The sequence below is a fragment of the Streptococcus sp. V869 genome, assembly GCF_054353515.1.
On record NZ_JBTHHW010000001.1, the window covers coordinates 71,352 to 86,168 of the forward strand.

General features: G+C 38.8%; 11 protein-coding genes. 10 read left to right on the top strand and 1 reads right to left on the bottom strand.

The window, feature by feature from the left end; all coding sequences use genetic code 11:
• The first annotated feature begins 289 nt into the window (after positions 1-289).
• Together ACXYSN_RS00470 and scrK are read left to right on the top strand one after the other, a co-directional pair.
• Entirely contained in the window at positions 290-2,185 is a 1,896-nt protein-coding gene (locus ACXYSN_RS00470) for a sucrose-specific PTS transporter subunit IIBC (RefSeq protein ID WP_458635780.1), read from the top strand.
• A 260-nt stretch (positions 2,186-2,445) separates the two neighbouring features.
• Positions 2,446-3,333: a fructokinase ScrK gene (scrK, locus tag ACXYSN_RS00475; RefSeq protein ID WP_458635781.1), complete on the top strand. Its 888-nt coding sequence runs from the start codon at positions 2,446-2,448 to the stop codon at positions 3,331-3,333.
• A 41-nt stretch (positions 3,334-3,374) separates the two neighbouring features.
• On the opposite strand, the gene ACXYSN_RS00480 is transcribed toward scrK, so the two are convergent.
• Positions 3,375-4,565, bottom strand: coding sequence for a cation diffusion facilitator family transporter (locus ACXYSN_RS00480; RefSeq protein ID WP_458635782.1), 1,191 nt, complete (start codon positions 4,563-4,565; stop codon positions 3,375-3,377).
• Between the two features lie 485 nt (positions 4,566-5,050).
• Between ACXYSN_RS00480 and ACXYSN_RS00485 the strand changes: the two genes are divergently transcribed.
• The 8 genes from ACXYSN_RS00485 to thrB all read left to right on the top strand — a co-directional run bounded on the left by ACXYSN_RS00485 (position 5,051) and on the right by thrB (position 14,725).
• Positions 5,051-5,986, top strand: a complete 936-nt coding sequence (locus ACXYSN_RS00485; RefSeq protein WP_458635783.1) for a glycosyltransferase family 2 protein — start codon at positions 5,051-5,053, stop codon at positions 5,984-5,986.
• A 1,136-nt stretch (positions 5,987-7,122) separates the two neighbouring features.
• The gene (locus ACXYSN_RS00490; protein WP_458635784.1) at positions 7,123-7,683 is read left to right on the top strand and encodes a hypothetical protein; all 561 of its coding nucleotides are present in this window, start codon (positions 7,123-7,125) and stop codon (positions 7,681-7,683) included.
• Positions 7,680-8,285, top strand: coding sequence for a hypothetical protein (locus tag ACXYSN_RS00495; RefSeq protein WP_458635785.1), 606 nt, complete (start codon positions 7,680-7,682; stop codon positions 8,283-8,285). The genes ACXYSN_RS00490 and ACXYSN_RS00495 overlap by 4 nt, the downstream gene beginning before the upstream one ends.
• A 173-nt stretch (positions 8,286-8,458) precedes the next feature.
• Positions 8,459-11,143 carry a cation-translocating P-type ATPase gene (locus tag ACXYSN_RS00500; RefSeq protein WP_458635786.1) on the top strand — a complete coding sequence of 895 codons (2,685 nt, stop codon included), beginning with the start codon at positions 8,459-8,461 and terminating at the stop codon, positions 11,141-11,143.
• Positions 11,144-11,249: 106 nt separating this feature from the next.
• Positions 11,250-11,660, top strand: a complete 411-nt coding sequence (locus ACXYSN_RS00505) for a peptide deformylase (protein WP_303942497.1) — start codon at positions 11,250-11,252, stop codon at positions 11,658-11,660.
• A 45-nt stretch (positions 11,661-11,705) separates the two neighbouring features.
• A complete protein-coding gene (gene yaaA / locus ACXYSN_RS00510) occupies positions 11,706-12,428 on the top strand; it encodes a peroxide stress protein YaaA (protein ID WP_458635787.1) in 723 nt (240 codons plus the stop codon).
• A 139-nt stretch (positions 12,429-12,567) separates the two neighbouring features.
• Positions 12,568-13,854 carry a homoserine dehydrogenase gene (locus ACXYSN_RS00515; RefSeq protein ID WP_373112990.1) on the top strand — a complete coding sequence of 429 codons (1,287 nt, stop codon included), beginning with the start codon at positions 12,568-12,570 and terminating at the stop codon, positions 13,852-13,854.
• Between the two features lies 1 nt (position 13,855).
• A complete protein-coding gene (gene thrB, locus ACXYSN_RS00520) occupies positions 13,856-14,725 on the top strand; it encodes a homoserine kinase (RefSeq protein ID WP_458635788.1) in 870 nt (289 codons plus the stop codon).
• The last annotated feature ends 92 nt before the right edge of the window (positions 14,726-14,817 follow it).

Sequence of the window (14,817 nt, forward strand, 5' to 3'; positions counted from 1 at the left end):
AAATTAAGAAAAAAATGTCAAACGATTGACAGAAACAGTTTGAAGAATTTTATGAAAATTAATGAAAAAATGAAAGAATTTGCAAAAAAACCTTAAAAACCTCACAATAATAGGTAAAATATTGCTTTTTTATTTAAAAGACATCAAAAACAATCAAAAAATTCAAAATGCTAAAAATTTTTCTGCAAAACGCTTGACATATTTTAAAAACATGATAGAATTATATGCGTAGGGCGGATAAAATCGCTTTCAAACATTTTACAAATTTTTTATAAGGAGATTTTTGCAAATGACGAATACAGAAATTGCAAAAAAAGTCATCGAAGCCTTAGGTGGACGTGAGAACGTTAACAGTGTTGCGCACTGTGCGACTCGCCTTCGCGTTATGGTTAAAGATGAAGCGAAAATTAACAAAGATGCTATCGAGAGCTTGGAAAAAGTTCAAGGTGCTTTCTTTAACTCAGGTCAATACCAAATCATCTTTGGTACTGGTACAGTAAACAAGATGTACGATGAAGTCGTTGCCCTTGGTTTGCCAACTTCAACAAAAGCTGAAATGAAAGCAGAAGCTGCTAAACAAGGAAATTGGTTCCAACGTGCCATCCGTACTTTCGGTGACGTCTTCGTTCCAATCATTCCAGTTATCGTAGCAACTGGTCTCTTCATGGGTGTTCGTGGTCTCTTGACTGCTCTTGGAATGACACTTCCAGAAGATGTGACAACTTATACTCAGATCTTGACAGATACTGCCTTTATTATCTTGCCAGGTTTGGTTGTTTGGTCAACTTTCCGTGTATTCGGTGGTAACCCAGCTGTTGGTATCGTTCTTGGTATGATGCTCGTTTCTGGTTCACTTCCAAATGCCTGGGCTGTTGCGTCGGGTGGTGAAGTAACTGCAATGCAGTTCTTCGGATTTATCCCAGTTGTAGGTTTGCAAGGTTCAGTTCTTCCAGCCTTCATCATCGGGGTTGTCGGAGCTAAGTTTGAAAAAGCAGTTCGTAAGGTTGTTCCAGATGTACTTGACCTCTTGGTAACACCGTTTGTAACACTCCTTGTAATGTCAATCCTTGGATTGTTTGTTATCGGACCAGTCTTCCACGTTGTTGAAAACTACATTCTCATTGGAACAAAAGCTATTCTTAACTTGCCATTCGGACTTGGTGGTTTCTTGATTGGTGGAGTTCACCAATTAATCGTCGTATCAGGTGTTCACCACATCTTCAACTTGCTTGAAGTTCAATTGCTTGCTGCTGACCATGTTAACCCATTCAACGCTATCATTACTGCAGCTATGACTGCTCAAGGTGCTGCGACAGTAGCCGTTGGTGTGAAAACTAAAAATCCTAAACTTAAAACACTTGCTTTCCCAGCTGCTCTTTCTGCCTTCCTAGGTATTACTGAGCCTGCTATCTTCGGGGTTAACTTGCGTTTCCGTAAGCCATTCTTCCTTTCATTGATTGCTGGTGCAATCGGTGGTGGATTGGCATCTATCCTTGGACTTGCTGGTACTGGTAATGGTATCACAATCATCCCTGGTACAATGCTTTACATTGGTAACGGACAACTTCTACAATACCTTCTTATGGTAGCTGTATCATTTGCACTTGGTTTCGCTCTTACTTACATGTTTGGTTATGAAGATGAAGTAGAAGAAGTTGCAGGTGCTATTACTGAAGCTGAAACAGATCGTTTGGCTGAAGAAGCAGTAACTGGTGCTGTTGTTGCACCGAGCGAAGGTGTTATTCAAACACCAATCGTTGGTGATGTCGTTGCTCTTTCAAATGTGAATGATCCAGTCTTCTCAAGTGGAGCTATGGGACAAGGTATCGCTGTAAAACCTAGTGAAGATGTCGTTTACGCACCAGCTGATGCTGAAGTGACAATTGTCTTCCCAACAGGACATGCTTATGGCCTAAGAACAGCTAACGGAGCCGAAATCTTGATCCATGTTGGTATCGACACTGTTTCAATGAACGGTGAAGGATTCAACCATAAAGTTGCTCAAGGTGACAAGGTTAAAGCTGGAGATGTTCTTGGAACGTTTGACTCAGCTAAGATTGCTGCTGCAGGTCTTGATAACACAACAATGGTTATCGTAACAAACACTGCAGACTTTGCTTCAGTAAATCCAGTTGCTTCTGGATCAGTTGCTAAGGGAGATGCGATCATCGAAGTTAAAGCTTAATACTCTTCAAAAATCAAATTCAAACTGCGTCATACTTGCTTTGCCGTACTTAAGTACTGTCTGCAGCTCGATTCCTAGTTTGTTCTTTGATTTTCATTGAGTATACTACTGTCGATTTAATAAATCAAAAAAACGAACAAATGTTATGTTTGTTCGTTTTTGCTTGAATCGTAAAATTTACAGAGGAAAATCTAAAATATAGAGCAACTTTCTTTCTGGAAATATGCTATAATAGAAAAAACAATTACAAGAGGTTTATCATGACAAAACTATACGGAAGCTTGGAAGCGGGCGGTACAAAATTTGTCTGTGCTGTCGGTGATGAAAACTTTAACGTTGTAGAAAAAGTACAATTTCCAACAACAACTCCTATCGAGACAATCGATAAAACGATCGAGTTCTTTTCAAAATTTGAGAACCTTGCAGGCCTTGCCATTGGTTCATTTGGTCCTATTGATATCGATAAAAACTCAAAAACTTACGGATTTATCACAACAACTCCAAAACCTAACTGGGCAAATGTTGACTTGCTTGGTGCTCTCCGTCGCGCTTTGAACGTACCAATGTACTTCACAACAGACGTTAATAGTTCTGCCTACGGTGAAGTGGTAGCGCGTAATAACGCAGGTGGACGAATCGAAAACTTGGTTTATTACACAATCGGTACAGGTATCGGAGCAGGTGTTATCCAACGTGGTGAGTTTATCGGCGGTGTTGGTCACCCTGAAATGGGTCATTATTATGTGGCTAGACACCCAATGGATATTGAAAAAGAATTTAAGGGTGTTTGTCCTTTCCATAATGGATGTTTGGAAGGTTATGCAGCTGGTCCAAGTTTGGAAGCTCGTACAGGTGTTCGTGGGGAAAACATTGAACTCAACAACTCTGTATGGGATGTTCAAGCCTACTATATCGCTCAAGCTGCAGTGAATGCGACTGTAACTTTCCGTCCAGATGTCATCGTCTTTGGTGGTGGGGTTATGGCTCAACAACATATGCTTGACCGCGTACGTGAGAAATTCACAGCCTTGCTCAACGGATACCTACCAGTCCCAGATGTACGTGACTATATCGTGACTCCAGCTGTTGCTGGTAATGGTTCAGCTACACTAGGAAACTTCGTTCTTGCTAAGAGCATTGCAAAATAAGAATAAAAAAACTCCCAACTGAGAAAGTTGGGAGTTTTGCTTTAGTCTTTTTCTATTTTGGTTTCTTGATGGAAAATATTTTGCCAAGTTTCGTGGCGGCGCCAGATGCTGGTATGAATGGTATCACCGACTTGGTAGCGGATGAGTTTTGTTTTCTGACTGATAGAGGTTAAATGAAGCTCTTTAATGGCAGAGGTCAGTTCTTTTTCAGACTTATAGGCATTCTTGTCCAGTTCTTGTCCGTCCTGGCGAATATAAATGAAGTCTTCTGCAAGTAACTCTTCCAGTTGATTTCCTTGGTCGATTAGTTGCTCTCTCATGAGCAATTTTTTATAGACATTATCTAGGATTTCATCCTCAGGGATTGGTGCTGGTTCGATATGAATATCTGTATCAAAGACACCAAAGCGTTCTGATAACATGGATTCAACCTGGTCCGCAATTTCGTGACTTTCAAAAACAGAGAGGTCTGGGTTCATTTCCAGAGTAATGTCCAGATAAATATTGCTTCCGTAGGTACGACCGCGTTGTGATTTGACTTTACTAATCTTAGGGATTTCCATGATAGCCTTTTGATAATCTTCAAGCAAGTGTTCATCAAAACCATCAGAAAGGCTGAAGGATGACTCGATAAAGATGTCATAAGCAGTTTTAAGAATAAAGAAAGTAATGATAATAGCGACCAACTTATCCACGATTGGATAGTTGAAGCTACTAGCCAGGATAGCAATAGAAGTTCCAAGAGATGTCACGGCATCTGACAGATTGTCCTTAGCTGCAGCCTTGAGGGCCTTGGACTTAGACTGCTTGCTGAGGTGAGTGTTGTAGAGATAGACTCCAAACATAATCACTGCAGAGATGACTCCCAGCGTCGCACCAAGTGGGTCAATGACGGTTTGCTCTCGGCTGAGTATTTTTTGGATGGTGTCACGTAGAACATCAAAGCCAACGTAAAACATGATGATGGAAGTGATGAGACTTGCCAAGTCCTCGATTTTCCAGTGACCGAAGCGATGGTCTCTGTCTGCCGGTTGGCGGGCCAAACGAATTCCGATTAGAAGGGCAACATTTCCAACAATATCTGAAACGTTGTTAAAACCATCAGCCACCAAACTGGATGAATGGAGGAGGTGTCCGGTCGCTAGCTTAGCTGCAGACAAGAAAAGATAAGTCAAAATGCTGATAATGGCACCACGCTCAGCTAATTTTAAGTTTGAAACCGATTGATTCATCTAACTCCCTTTCTAGCATTTTAGTATTCTTTCATTATACTGGTTTTCCAAGGAAAATTCAAATGTGGGAAGTAAGGAAATTGATAGAATAGAACATGAAATACTTTTTTAAAAAAAGAAAACATGCTAAAATGATATTCGAATATTTGTATTTTTTATATAAAATATTAGCAGATAACATTGGAGATTAGGTGAAATATTAATTATCATTCTAGCACTTAATCTTGTTGCTGAGATAGGTAACTATACAGTGTAGTTGTAATAGGTAGAATTTTTCACACTCTTATTGCTATTAATAAAGAAGTTTGATATATTAAAATGAGATAAACGATAAATCTCTATAATTTTTTTATTTTAACAGAATCTGCTCACAGGTTGTAATTATTTTAGATATTATTATGCGTATATGATGATTATTACTTAGTTACTGCCCTTAATTTACATCAAAGAAAAGAAAGATTGAATACTAGAAAGGTTTTAGAATAATGACAATTTCTATAGTAATTCCTTGCTTCAATGAAGAAGAATCTGTCCCGATTTTTTTCAAAGAAGTTGAAAAAATTGCTTTGCAAATCCATGAAGATATAGAATATATTTTTGTTGATGATGGTTCAAAAGATGGGACGCTATCAGTTTTAAAAGAACTAAGTGGTGTATGTGACCGAGTCAATTATGTTTCTTTCTCACGCAATTTTGGTAAAGAGGCTGCTCTCTATGCTGGATTGAAGCAAGCAAAGGGAGAATATGTTGCTGTAATGGATGCGGATCTTCAGGATCCACCAGAGTTATTAGTCCAAATGAAATCTATATTAGATGAGGATGAAGATATTGACTGTGTAGGTAGCTATCGTGTAAATCGTAAAGGAGAACCTTTTATCCGTTCAATTTTTGCGAAATTATTTTACCATATCATTAATAAAATCAGTCAGTTGAATATTGTTGATGGTGCGCGTGATTTTCGTCTGATGCGTCGTCAAATGGTAGAGTCTATTTTGGAGCTATCTGAATATAATCGCTTCTCAAAAGGTATTTTTGCTTGGGTTGGTTTTAAAACTAAATATTTAGAATATACTAATATTGAACGAGTAGCAGGAAGTACTTCGTGGAGTTTCTGGTCTCTATTTAAATACTCACTTGAAGGAATAATTAACTTTTCAGATGCTCCGCTTAACATATCTTTTTTTGTAGGAGGATTCGTGTGTCTAGTATCCTTTATCTTAATGTTTTTAATTGTAGTTAGAACTTTGATAATGGGTAATCCTACTTCAGGCTGGACCTCAATTGTGACAATTCTTCTTTTCTTAGGCGGCTTACAATTGCTCTCCATAGGTATTGTGGGTAAATATATTGGAAAAATTTTTCTAGAAACCAAAAAAAGACCTATATATTTGATAAAGGAGAGAAATAATAAATCTATATAAAAGACAATTATATAGTTAAATGGGTAGTAATCTTAATTTTATTATCCTAGAGTTGGTATGAATTAAGAGAATATAGCAATCACTTTAAAAGAAGTGTTCTAGAGTATTTTTAAATACCAAATAAAGGTTTATTTCTTTCATTTAGTTAGAGGAAAATATTTTTTGATAATAATCTACTAGAAACTACTTAGGGATTCTTAAAGATAAAGCTCTGTTATAAAAAAATGTTAGTCATCAGTCAATAGTTAATGAGCTAGAAAAGAAAGCATACCTACTAGAGAAATGTTTAAAACAATTATAGTTCTATAATTGTTCCTAGTATTACAGGGAGAGTGAAGATTTAAAAGTACATCTCGCTTATTTTCGTCTTTAAAAGTGTCTATTATTCAGGAATAAGTGAAACAAATAAAAAAAGGTCGATACAATGAAAAATTTTAACAATTTTAAAAAAATAACATCATTATTTTACAAATTTATATTCTATTTAACATCCGCTATTCTTTCAGGGTTAATTTTATCTTCTATAGTATTTACAGTATATATGCCTTTATCTGCAAAGGAAAAAATTGAATTTTCTTATTCAACTTGGTATTTTCCAATACTAATTCTTCTATTTATATTGTTATTCTTCAAAAGTAAAAATCTCATCAAAAAAATTATTTTTAGTCCTGTCCATTGTCTATTTTGTTTTAGGACTCTTTCTTATTATTCGTATAGTTGGTGGATTAAGGGCAGATGCTGCCATTGTTTTTAATGCTGCGGCAGATTTTAATAACGGTGTTTTTAATAGGTTAACTGAGAAAGGTGGTTATCTGTATGTAAACCCACATCAATTAGGATTAACCACATTTGAAAGAATTTACGCAGTCTTATTTAAGTTCTTTAAGAATGAAAAATTTATTTACTTTTTTAACCTCCTCTTTATTCTAGGAACAAATTTCCTTATTTATAAAATTAGTTTCAAACTTTTTAAGAATAAGTTAATAACAAATTACACCATCCTTTTATCATTCTTATTTTTCCCGAATTTTTTCTTTCAACTATTTGCGTATGGAACTATCCCAGGGTTATTTTTTGTTTTATTGGGATACTATCATCTTTTAAAGTATAATGAAACTTCACACTATTCTAATGTAATGATTAGTATACTAAGTTTTGCTCTAGCGTGCGTGATTAGAAATAATTATTTTATTTTCGTTATCGCCATTACATTGATACAAGTTTCCAATTTCTTAGAAAATGTTAATTGGCGGAAATTAATTGTAACATTCTTAATAGTAATAAGTATTCCTATGTCATCGTTCCTTTTGAAGAGCTATTATCAGAGTGTTACTCATGTTCCTATTTCTCAAGGGACACCTATGCTTGCTTATGTTACCATGGGGACGCAAGATAGTCCTGTTGCACCTAGTATCGGAGGCTGGTGGGATGGTTATAATTCATGGTTACTAAAAAATAATGATTTTGATCGACCTAAAGCTGTTGAACAAGCAAAAAATGATCTTAAAAAAAATATGCTAACTTTTTATAATCAACCGATGTATGCAGTAGAATTTTTCTATAAAAAAATTCTATCAACATGGTTAGAACCAACTTTCCAATCAATATGGACTGGCCCACTTCCTGATTTAGGGAATGTCCAGAATTCTAGAATTTTGAAGAGTATTTATGAAGAAAAAATGGATATTATTTTTTGAATTCTTTTGGTAAAGTTCTTACTGTTTCAATCTATTTACTAACGTTGATTTCTGTAGTCTATAATATTAAAAGTAAAAATTTTTCTGCTTTTGAACTGTTTGCTATTATTTTCTTTTTAGGAGGGTTCTTTTTCCATATCTTCTGGGAAACAAAGAGTCAATATGTCTACATATATGTCCTCCTTTTGATTCCGTCTGCTGCTAAAGGATTAGAGAAACTGGAATCAATACCAATTCTTAAAAGGTTAGCAAATGAGAGCCACAACCAAATCTCTAAAGTGCATAGTTTAATAACGGATGTAATGACTAGACAGTCTACTAAACTGATTCGCTTGATTACTAGCTTGGGAATCATAACTTCACTGATTAGTTTTTTAATGATAATATGGATTTTGTGGAGTAATCTAGTTGGTACAGATATTGCTGGATGGGTAAGTACTTATGCAATAGTAAGTTTATTTGGAGGTGTTCAACTCATTAGTCTTGGAGGTATTGGTGAATATATCGGAAGAATTTATCTAGAAAATAAGCGTGGTTCAAAAAATATTACAAGTGATAGCACATATGACGATAGTACTGATGAACCCCACCTCAAGGCTTGAAAACTTTTGAAATTCTGATATAATAGAACTACTCAAGGGAGTAGCTGGCGGGAAACCGCGATAGTGTCGTCATTACGATTTATTTCCGGCACTATATTAAACAGCGAGACTTGTTTTTTTAAAAAAACAGGTCTCTTTTTTTGTAAAAAGAGGCCAAAAAGGAGGAGACTGTTTTGTCAAAAGAACAAAATAAAGATTTGTTTTACACGCAATCTTCTGAGGAAGTCCTAAGGAATCTGGATTCATCTGTCGAAGGTTTGTCAACTGCTCAAGCTCAAGAACGCTTAGCGACTTATGGTCGTAATGAGTTAGAAGAGGGCGAAAAACGTAGCCTACTAGCTAAATTTCTTGATCAATTTAAGGATTTGATGATTATCATCTTGCTTGCAGCAGCGGCACTTTCTGTGATTACAGAAGGAATGGACGGTCTAACGGATGCCATTATCATCTTGGCCGTTGTTGTCTTGAATGCTGCCTTTGGTGTTTACCAAGAAGGGCAAGCAGAAGCAGCGATTGAAGCACTGAAAAATATGTCTAGCCCAATGGCCCGTGTTCGTCGTGACGGTCATGTCATTGAGCTTGACTCAAAAGAATTGGTACCTGGGGACATCGTCTTGCTAGAAGCTGGAGATGTGGTGCCTGCCGATATGCGCTTGCTGGAAGCGGCGTCTCTTAAAATCGAAGAAGCTGCTCTTACTGGTGAATCTGTACCAGTTGAAAAAGATATTACTCAAGTAGTAGAAGCAGATGCTGGTATTGGGGATCGCGTTAATATGGGTTACCAAAACTCAAACGTAACTTACGGTCGTGGTATTGGTGTCGTGACTAACACTGGTATGTATACTGAAGTTGGTAAGATTGCAGATATGTTGGCCAATGCCGATGAGACAGAAACGCCATTGAAGCAAAGCTTGGAACAATTATCTAAAGCCTTGACTTACTTAATCGTTGTGATTGCGATTATCACTTTCTTGGTTGGTGTCTTCGTCCGTGGGGAACATCCATTAGAAGGTTTGATGGTTGCAGTAGCCCTTGCGGTTGCGGCGATTCCAGAAGGTCTTCCTGCCATTGTAACCATCGTTCTCTCTTTGGGAACTACAACTCTGGCTAAACGTAATTCAATCGTTCGTAAATTGCCAGCCGTTGAAACACTTGGTTCAACAGAAATCATCGCATCTGATAAAACAGGTACCTTGACCATGAACCAAATGACGGTTGAAAAAGTCTATACCAACGGTCAATTGCAAAGCTCTGCAGCTGAAATTACTGCAAACAACAATACGCTTCGCATCATGAACTTTGCCAATGATACAAAGGTGGACCCATCTGGTAAATTGATTGGAGATCCAACGGAGACAGCCCTTGTACAGTTTGGTTTGGATCACAACTTTGACGTTCGTGAAGTTTTGAAGGATGAGCCACGTGTGGCAGAATTGCCATTTGACTCAGAACGTAAACTTATGTCTACCATCCATAAGGAAGCAGACGGTACTTACTTTATCGCTGTTAAGGGTGCTCCTGACCAATTGCTCAAGCGTGTGACGCGTATTGAAGTCAATGGGGAAGTTCGTCCAATCACTGAGGAAGACAAGCAAGCTATTCTTGCTACCAACAAAGATTTGGCCAAACAAGCCCTTCGTGTCTTGATGATGGCTTATAAGACAAGTAACGAAATTCCAACCTTGGAATCTGAAATCGTTGAGTCTGACCTTATCTTCTCTGGTTTGGTCGGCATGATTGACCCTGAGCGTCCAGAAGCTGCAGAAGCTGTCCGTGTCGCTAAGGAAGCAGGTATCCGCCCAATCATGATTACGGGTGACCACCAAGATACAGCTGAAGCCATTGCCAAACGTCTTGGAATCATCGATCCAAATGATACAGAAGACCACGTCTTTACAGGGGCTGAGTTGAACGAACTCTCTGATGAAGAATTCCAAAAAGTCTTCAAGCAATACTCTGTTTACGCTCGTGTATCACCTGAACACAAGGTTCGTATCGTGAAAGCATGGCAAAAAGAAGGTAAAGTTGTTGCCATGACAGGTGATGGAGTCAATGATGCACCATCACTTAAGACAGCTGATATCGGTATCGGTATGGGGATTACTGGTACGGAGGTTTCTAAGGGAGCTTCTGATATGGTCCTTGCTGATGACAACTTCGCAACCATTATCGTAGCAGTTGAAGAAGGACGTAAGGTCTTCTCAAATATCCAAAAATCAATCCAATACCTCCTGTCTGCCAATATGGCTGAAGTCTTCACTATTTTCTTTGCAACCCTCTTCGGTTGGGATGTGTTACAACCAGTGCATCTTCTTTGGATTAACTTGGTAACAGATACGCTACCAGCCATCGCTCTTGGTGTTGAACCAGCTGAGCCAGGCGTTATGACCCACAAACCTCGTGGTCGTCAGTCAAACTTTTTTGACGGTGGTGTCTTCGGAGCTATCCTTTATCAAGGTATCTTCCAAACCATGCTCGTTCTTGGTGTCTATGGCTGGGCAATTCTCTTCCCAGAGCATCAAGTTCAAACTGAGATCCACGCAGATGCCCTTACCATGGCCTTTGCAACTCTTGGTTTGATCCAATTGCTCCATGCCTTTAACGTTAAGTCTGTTTACCAATCAATCTTTACGGTTGGACTCTTCAAGAACAAGACCTTTAACTGGTCAATCCCAGTTGCCTTCATCCTCTTGATGGCTACAATTGTGGTTCCAGGATTTAACAGCCTCTTCCACGTTTCACATTTGAGCTTGACTCAATGGATAGTGGTTGCTGTAGGAGCACTTATGATTGTTGTCCTTGTTGAGATTGTTAAGGCAATCCAACGAGCACTCGGAAAAGATAAAAACGCCATTTAAACATTGAAAAGTCATCTTCGGATGGCTTTTTTGCTTTTATATATGATAAATTGACAAAGATTTTATGCTATAATCAAGTAGAATGATAAAGGTGGAGGAATAGTAGTTGGAAAAGAAAATTGTAAAAGATATGATGTTTTTGTCGCAGGTATCCCAGCCTGCGAGTCAAGAGGATTTGCCTCTAGCAAAGGATTTGCAAGAAACTTTGCTGGCTAATCGTGAAACCTGTGTTGGACTAGCAGCTAATATGATTGGGGTGCAAAAACGTGTCATTATTTTTAATATCGGCATGATTCCTATGGTTATGTTTAATCCCGTTCTCAAGTCTTTTGAAGGGTCTTACGAGACCGAGGAAGGTTGCTTGTCTCTGACAGGAGTAAGACCAACAACCAGATATGAAAAGATTACAGTAAGCTACAGAGACATCCAATGGCAAGAGCAGACCATTACCCTGACAGGCTTTCCTGCTCAGATTTGTCAGCATGAATTGGATCATTTGGAAGGACGTATCATTTAGGCTCAAATCCTTGGTGCTCCTAGAAAAATATGCTACACTAACACTATGAAAATTTTAATCCCAACTGCAAAAGAAATGAACACAAATGTCCCTAGTTTAGAAGCAAATTCCTTGTGTCCTGAAAGTCAGGCTATACTAGAGGAGTTAGCAACATACTCGGTCCAAGAACTAGAGAGTTTTTACAAAATTTCTGCCGAAAAAGCGCAAGAGGAGTATGAACGCATCCAAGCTTTAAAAAAAGGAACTGCGACAAACTATCCAGCCTTGCATCTCTTTGATGGACTTATGTATCGCAACATCAAACGGGACAATCTAACCCAAGCGGAGCAAGCCTATCTGGAGAAACACCTCATGATAACGTCAGCTCTCTATGGTGTGATCCCGGCCTTTGCACCCATTGCTCCCCACAGACTGGACTTTTTGATGAAACTTAAAATCGCTGGAAAAAGCCTGAAAAGTCACTGGCAGTCAGCCTATGAAGAGTCGCTGAATGGTGAAGAACTAATCTTTTCACTCTTGTCTTCGGAATTTGAAACTGTCTTTCCTAAAGAAATCCGTGAAAAGATGGTGACCTTCAAGTTCATGGAAGATAGAGATGAAAAACTAAAAATCCACTCAACTATTTCTAAAAAAGCCAGAGGAGCCTTCTTAACAGCCTTGATGGAAGGTCAAGTCACTTCGGTTGAAGAGATTAAAAAACTCAGCTTTGCGGATTTCAATTATCGAGAAGACTTGTCTAGTGACAAGGAATTGGCTTTTGTGAAATAGATAGAAAATAGAGTCTGTCCTAAATTGTATCAGGGCAGGCTTTTTGTGATTTGGTGCTCCTATTTTTAGTTTAGAATGGTAGGAATTTTCGTACAATTTTGGTATAATAGGACTATTAGAAAATTTCGAGGAGACAAACATGTCAGTTAAGATTGCTTTACTTGGATTTGGTACAGTAGCCAGTGGTGTACCATTCTTGCTAAAGGAAAATGGAGAAAAAATCGTTCAAGCAGCACATTCAGAAATTGAAGTAGCCAAGGTTTTGGTTAAAGACGATGAAGAAAAAGCACGCTTGCTTGAAGCAGGAAATGATTTTAATTTTGTAACAAATATCGATGAAATCTTGTCAGACAAAGACATCACCATCGTTGTTGAGTTGATGGGGCGTATCGAACCTGCTAAAACATTTATTACTCGTGCCTTAGAAGCAGGGAAGCATGTCGTGACAGCCAACAAGGACCTTTTGGCTGTTCATGGTGCAGAATTGCTTGAGATTGCTAAAGCTCATAATGTTGCTCTTTACTATGAAGCAGCTGTTGCGGGAGGAATTCCAATCCTTCGTACCTTGGTTAACTCACTAGCATCAGACAAAATCACACGTGTTCTTGGTGTTGTCAATGGAACATCTAACTTCATGATGACCAAAATGGTAGAAGAAGGCTGGTCCTATGCAGATGCCCTTGCTGAAGCCCAACGACTTGGCTTTGCTGAAAGTGATCCAACTAATGACGTTGACGGGATTGATGCAGCCTACAAAATGGTCATCCTTAGCCAGTTTGCTTTTGGGATGAATGTTAAGTTTGAAGATGTTGCCCATCAAGGAATCCGCAATATCACTCCAGAGGATGTGGCAGTTGCCCAAGATCTTGGGTATGTGGTTAAATTAGTAGGTTCTATCGAAGAAACAGCTTCTGGAATCGCTGCTGAGGTTACTCCAACCTTCCTTCCTAAAGCTCATCCACTTGCAAGTGTCAATGGTGTTATGAATGCAGTCTTTGTAGAGTCTATCGGGATCGGCGAATCTATGTACTACGGACCAGGGGCTGGACAAAAACCAACAGCAACGAGTGTCGTAGCTGATATTGTTCGTATCGTTCGTCGTTTGAATGACGGTACCATTGGAAAAGCCTTTAACGAATACCATCGTGACCTTGTTTTGGCTCAGCCAGAAGATGTCAAAGCCAACTACTATTTCTCAATCTTGGCACCAGATTCAAAAGGTCAAGTCTTGAAATTGGCTGAACTCTTTAACGCAGAAGATATTTCCTTCAAGCAAATCCTTCAAGATGGCAAGCAAGAAGGCAAGGCTCGTGTCGTTATCATCACTCATAAAATCAACAAGGCACAGCTTGAAAATATTACAGCATCTTTGAAGGGTGTAGCCGAGTTTGAACTTCTCAACACCTTCAAGGTTTTAGGAGACTAAGATGAAGATTATTGTACCTGCTACAAGTGCCAATGTGGGTCCTGGTTTTGACTCGGTTGGAGTAGCTGTAACCAAGTATCTAGAAATTCAGGTTTGTGAGGAACGTGAAGAATGGATGATTGAGCACCAATTGGGCAAATGGATTCCACGTGATGAACGTAATCTTTTGCTGAAGATTGCTCTACAAATTGTTCCAGACCTACAACCAAGACGTCTGAAGATGATCAGTGATATTCCACTTGCGCGTGGACTAGGTTCATCGAGCTCTGTCATCGTTGCAGGAATCGAACTAGCAAATCAACTCGGAAACTTGAAGCTAAGCAAACATGAAAAATTACAGTTGGCGACTAAGATTGAGGGACACCCTGATAATGTTGCACCTGCTATCTATGGAAATCTCGTCATCGCCAGCTCAGTAGAAGGTCAGGTTTCAGCAGTGGTAGCGCCTTTCCCAGAGTGTGCTTTCCTAGCCTACATTCCAAACTACGAATTGCGAACTCGAGATAGTCGTGGTGTCTTGCCCAAAAAACTTTCTTATAAAGAAGCTGTTGCAGCAAGTTCTATCGCTAACGTAGCAATCGCAGCTTTGTTGACTGGTGACATGGTCAAAGCAGGTCAAGCTATTGAAAGTGACCTCTTCCACGAGCGTTACCGTCAAGACTTGGTGCGAGAATTTGCGACCATCAAGAAAGTTGCCAAGAAAAATGGTGCTTATGCGGCCTACCTCTCTGGAGCTGGTCCGACTGTCATGGTCTTGGCTGACCCTGACAAGATGCCTAAGATTAAGGCAGAGCTTGAAAAGCAACCGTTCAAAGGCAAGCTTCATGATTTGCAAGTAGATACACAAGGCGTTCGCGTCGAAGCAAAATAAATATAGCAATAGGATGGGGAAACTCTCTATTAGAGGGCTTCCTGTCCTTTTTTTGAAAATGAAAGATGGGATATGAAATGTTTCCCGTGTTT

Excerpts from the sequence above, each read along its gene's own strand:
- scrK (WP_458635781.1), top strand. The coding sequence starts at position 2,446 with ATGACAAAACTATACGGAAGCTTGGAAGCGGGCGGTACAAAATTTGTC.
- yaaA (WP_458635787.1), top strand. The coding sequence starts at position 11,706 with ATGAAAATTTTAATCCCAACTGCAAAAGAAATGAACACAAATGTCCCT.
- ACXYSN_RS00485 (WP_458635783.1), top strand. The coding sequence starts at position 5,051 with ATGACAATTTCTATAGTAATTCCTTGCTTCAATGAAGAAGAATCTGTC.
- ACXYSN_RS00515 (WP_373112990.1), top strand. The coding sequence starts at position 12,568 with ATGTCAGTTAAGATTGCTTTACTTGGATTTGGTACAGTAGCCAGTGGT.
- ACXYSN_RS00480 (WP_458635782.1), bottom strand. The coding sequence starts at position 4,565 with ATGAATCAATCGGTTTCAAACTTAAAATTAGCTGAGCGTGGTGCCATT.
- ACXYSN_RS00490 (WP_458635784.1), top strand. The coding sequence starts at position 7,123 with ATGATTAGTATACTAAGTTTTGCTCTAGCGTGCGTGATTAGAAATAAT.
- ACXYSN_RS00470 (WP_458635780.1), top strand. The coding sequence starts at position 290 with ATGACGAATACAGAAATTGCAAAAAAAGTCATCGAAGCCTTAGGTGGA.
- thrB (WP_458635788.1), top strand. The coding sequence starts at position 13,856 with ATGAAGATTATTGTACCTGCTACAAGTGCCAATGTGGGTCCTGGTTTT.